Raw genomic sequence first — 4,009 nt, 5'->3', positions numbered from 1 at the left:
TTTCCGGAAATGGGGGTTCGGCATCTCGCTCAGAAGCGTCCAATCCGGTAGCGGCAAGTTCATCGGGGTGACAAATCTGCCGCCCAATGTTTCAACAGGAGCGCGACTGCGAGATGCCGCTCGGACGCTTGCGCGAACGGCAAACCGGAGCGAGTGGCTGACGGTAATCGACACCGCGCCGCCCATTCTCACCCGTTCATACTGATGACGACTTTGCCGACTGCTTCGCCCGATCTCAGCCGGTCGGCGGCACGCTGGAACTGTGTCAGATCTACGGCGTGGTCGATCTCAGGCCGGATCTGTCCGCGCGCGACGGCCGGGATCACCTCGGGCAGGAGTGCGCGATGACGTCGGCCATTTTCTGGTCGCGGGTGAACCCGAAAGACGCCCCGTGCACGGTGAGGTGGCGGTAGAACAGCGCGTCAAGGTCGAGGTCGGTCCGGCCAGGCGGCCGATGTTGACGATGTGGCCGTCGACTCTTGTCGCGGGCAGGCATTGGGAGAAAGTCTGGCCGTCGATGTGGTCGAAACCACATCGACGCCTTGGTCGTCGGTGGCATCCAAGGTTGCCTGGGTGAGGTCCTGCTCGTCGGTGACGATGACTGTATTAACCCCGGCGTTTGTCGGCAGTTCGCGGTTCGTGGCGGTGCGGGTGGTGCCGATGACCTGGGCGGCGCCGAGGGCTTTGGCCACTTGGGCACCGATGAGTCCGATGCCAGTGGAAGCGCCGGTGATGAGCAAGCGCTGGCCCGCAGTGAAACCGACGGCGGTGAGTGCGCCGTGTTCGGTGAGCAGGCCGGTGGGCAGCGCGCACGCAACGGCGGGGTCGAGGTTTGCGGGGCGAGGGAGAACGAAGCGTTGATCGGCGACGACGTATTCGGCGAACGACGACGGAATCGACCCCATCACGTGGTCGCCGACCTGCCAGCCGTGGACGCTGTCACCGAGCGCGACGACCTCACCGGCGTATTCGAATCCTGCGATGAAGTCGTTGCCGTGTCCGCCGTGGGTCGGGTCAGCTTCGGCGAGCATCGGCAGGTCGGCGTTGTTGGTGGCCGCAGCCCGGTTACGGATCAGGATCTGTCCTGGCGCCGGCTGCGGGCGCGGGACTTCCTGGAGTGCCCAGTCGGGGCCGATCCCGGAAACGAGTGCGCGCATCGGTCGTCAATCTGTGCTCCTCCGGCGGCTGGGTCAGCGGTGCTCAAGAGCTGCGGCCGGGGTGAGGTCGATGCTCGCCCCGGCCTGTTCCCGGTCAGTTGAACAAGTCGAGAAGCGAACCCTCGTTTTCCGAGCCGATGATTCCGACCGGCTTGCTGCTGGAGTCGTCGAGGATCACGTCGAGGTTGGCTTGGATGTCCTCGGGAGTTGCCTCGGGGTTGGTGTAGCCGTTGTTCATCGTTAGCGCGAAGCGTTGCATCAAGCCACCCTGGCTGAGCAGTGTCTCGCCGGTGATGGAACAGTCCTCATGCGCGAGGTAGGCGACCGTGGGGGAGACCATCGCGGTGGTCATAGTCTTCTCGAGTCGCTGTTTGAGATCGTTGGGAATCTCCGCTTCCGCCGCCATTCGCGTGTAGGCAGTAGGGGCGATCGCGTTAACGCGAATACCCACCTTGAGCGCTTCCATGGCGAGGGTGCGGGTGAACGAGAAGATGGCGCCTTTGGAGGCGACGTACGCGCTCTGCTGTTCGAAGCCGACCAGCGTCGGCGACGCGGTGTTGACGATTCGCCCCGCGCCGGACGCGATGAGATGGGGCCATGCAGCGGCAGTCACGGCTGCGGTGCCGAGGAAGTTGACCTCCATGTGCTGGCGGATGCCCTCGATCGCTTCCGGACCGAAGGGCGTCATGTGGTTGATGCCGGCATTGTTCACGACGATGTCGAGACGTCCGAATGCCTCGACCGCGGTCTGCACGATCGCTTCGGCGCCTGTCGACACACTGTCGTAGTTCGCCACGGCCTTTCCGCCCGCCGCGATGATCTCTGAGACCACGTCGTCAGCCGGAGAGGTGTCGAACCCTTTGCCTGCGGCAGAAGTTCCGAAGTCGTTGACCACGACCGATGCTCCTCGTGAAGCCAGCAGCAGCGCGTGCGAGCGGCCGAGCCCCCGACCGGCGCCCGTGACGATGGCGACCTTCCCGTCAAAACGCAACATGGTCTCTCGCTTCCCTCCATGCGTGGCATGGACGACAGGTTGACGGGACGCCTGGCGCCTCGTCGCATCTAAAATATATTTGATAGTATATGGCATCTTGGTGGCGGCGACGCAAGAGAATGAGCGAAATCAGCCGACGCTGTCTGTCCTCGGCGTGCGGCCGAGGTGCGCTCGGGAGGGTGCGAGCAGCCTTCGTCTGTCGGGTGCGGGTGGCGGCGAGACGCTGGAACTCAGCAGTCCGTAGCGGTCCGTCGTGGTCGGGCTGGCATGGCTGGTGGGCGAGATCGTCGTGCCGGTGTTCGGCCACCCGCCACCTGATGACATCGATCGCTTGCCGGCTCGCTAGCGTAAGTACGCGTCTTCGTCGGCGTTCGCACTGCGCCCGCACGCCCCTGAATCGGGCGCGCTCGCCGACCTCTACCTACGTGAAAGCCGCGACGATCTCCGAAATCGGAGCCACCGCCCACGCCATGGCCGATCTGGACCTGCTCGCGGCACTGGCCGCGGAACGATACTGCTGACCCCTGCGCGACCGGACCACACGATTTCGGCACCTTCTCCGCGCGGATCCGCCACACCATCGGGATATGTTGTCGTCGTGTTCCTGCGAAGTCTTGTCCCGCGGTTGCGGTCGCATGCGCTGCATTTCTGATGCTGACGGCAAGCATGGTCGGCTTGCATCGAGGTTGGGTCGTGACGGAATTATGGCTGCTGGCGCTGCCGGTGCTCGTAGGGGGTGATCGTGATCGTGCTATTCGCGGTCGCATGGTCCGTGCTCGCAAGCAGGCGCAGCGATGGCCATTGGTGATCACCGCGGCGATGGCCGTGGTGAGAATCGGAGCACCGGCTCTGTTCGTTGCTTGTCCCGAGGTCGGGGCGTCGACCCGATTCTGGCTCGCGCGACCGGCGTTCACTGCGGTGGCCGCGTTGGAGACTGCGGACGACGACGGCTATTACGGCAGTCCCTTACCGCGCCACTTGTGTTTTGTATCGGCGAATTGCGAAGTGGCGGCTATCAATACCGTTGGGGGACCTTCGGTGCGGTTCGTGCCCGACTACCTGGGAATCCCCGACGGCGTGGAACTGGGCGGTGGATGGTGGTGGCTCGGCGGGTTGTCCGTAGAGGCGGGCACAGCGAGGGCCACCGGTGTTCCGGTGGCCCTCGCTACATGAATAGAGCGATCAGCTCAGGTGCTTGCCGAAGAACGGCACCAGGCTCTCCAGCGCTTCGCCGGTAGGGCCGGGCTGGTCGTAGAGGTCGTAGTGCGAGGCACCCTCGACCACGACGAGTTGCTTGTCCTTCGACGCGGCACGACCGTAGAGCTCCATGCTCAGTCGCTGCGAAGCGAAGGCGCCGGGCTTGTCGCCGATCACCACGCACAGCGGCTGCGTCAGGAACACCTCGACGCGGTCGTAGGCGTCCCAATCGGCCAGGGCGGCTTGGCGACCGAAGTTGAAGCTGGTCTTGCCACCGGGGGCTTGGCCGCGATCGGTCTTGTAGTAGTCGGTGGCCTCGAGCACATCGATATCGGTGACGCCCGCCTGCTTGGCCGCCTCGACCGACGGCGGCAGCAGATCGTTGATCACCTGGGCCTGGCCGCGCGCCTGCGCGGTGCGCTGCGCGGCGATGGCCTCGAGCATGCCCATCGGGTTGTACTCGGAGAAGCCCTCGCGCATCAGCCGGCCGACGTTGCTGCCGACGACGGTGCCGAGTGCCTTGATCCGGCGGTCGATCTTGGTGGCAGCTACCGCGTAGCCGGCGCCGCCACAGATCGCGAGCACTCCGATGTTGTCCGCGTCGACATACGGCAGCGTGACGAGGTGGTCGATCACGAAGCTGAAGTCGCTGGTCCGGAAG

General features: G+C 64.9%; 5 protein-coding genes and 1 pseudogene. 2 read left to right on the top strand and 4 right to left on the bottom strand.

Going from position 1 to position 4,009, the window contains the following annotated elements; translation table 11 throughout:
• Window positions 1-205: hypothetical protein (locus ACFULV_RS34880; RefSeq protein WP_378664372.1), on the top strand; the 205-nt coding region annotated here is incomplete at its 5' end.
• On the opposite strand, the pseudogene ACFULV_RS34875 reads toward ACFULV_RS34880, so the two are convergent.
• The 3 genes and pseudogenes from ACFULV_RS34875 to ACFULV_RS34865 all read right to left on the bottom strand — a co-directional run.
• A pseudogene (locus tag ACFULV_RS34875) lies at window positions 189-380 on the bottom strand (zinc-binding dehydrogenase); the annotation flags it as partial. The gene ACFULV_RS34880 and the pseudogene ACFULV_RS34875 sit on opposite strands and share 17 nt — an antisense overlap.
• 42 nt (window positions 381-422) lie before the next feature.
• The gene (locus tag ACFULV_RS34870; protein WP_378664370.1) at window positions 423-1,157 is read right to left on the bottom strand and encodes a zinc-binding alcohol dehydrogenase family protein; all 735 of its coding nucleotides are present in this window, start codon (window positions 1,155-1,157) and stop codon (window positions 423-425) included.
• A 94-nt stretch (window positions 1,158-1,251) separates the two neighbouring features.
• Window positions 1,252-2,151, bottom strand: a complete 900-nt coding sequence (locus tag ACFULV_RS34865; RefSeq protein ID WP_378664367.1) for an SDR family NAD(P)-dependent oxidoreductase — start codon at window positions 2,149-2,151, stop codon at window positions 1,252-1,254.
• 1,047 nt (window positions 2,152-3,198) lie between these two features.
• On the opposite strand from ACFULV_RS34865, the gene ACFULV_RS34860 reads away from it, so the two are divergent.
• The gene (locus ACFULV_RS34860) at window positions 3,199-3,324 is read left to right on the top strand and encodes a hypothetical protein (protein WP_378664364.1); all 126 of its coding nucleotides are present in this window, start codon (window positions 3,199-3,201) and stop codon (window positions 3,322-3,324) included.
• A 9-nt stretch (window positions 3,325-3,333) separates the two neighbouring features.
• On the opposite strand, the gene ACFULV_RS34855 is transcribed toward ACFULV_RS34860, so the two are convergent.
• On the bottom strand, window positions 3,334-4,009 hold a 676-nt coding region (locus tag ACFULV_RS34855; protein ID WP_378664361.1), incomplete at its 5' end, for an alpha/beta hydrolase.

It is taken from the genome of Nocardia sp. NPDC057272 (assembly GCF_042668615.1).
Taxonomy (GTDB): Bacteria; Actinomycetota; Actinomycetes; order Mycobacteriales; family Mycobacteriaceae; genus Nocardia.
This window is presented reverse-complemented; position numbering and strand designations above follow the sequence as displayed.

Bases quoted from the DNA above. Each gene is read 5' to 3' on its own strand.
- ACFULV_RS34870 (WP_378664370.1), bottom strand. From the start codon at position 1,157: ATGCGCGCACTCGTTTCCGGGATCGGCCCCGACTGGGCACTCCAGGAA.
- ACFULV_RS34865 (WP_378664367.1), bottom strand. From the start codon at position 2,151: ATGTTGCGTTTTGACGGGAAGGTCGCCATCGTCACGGGCGCCGGTCGG.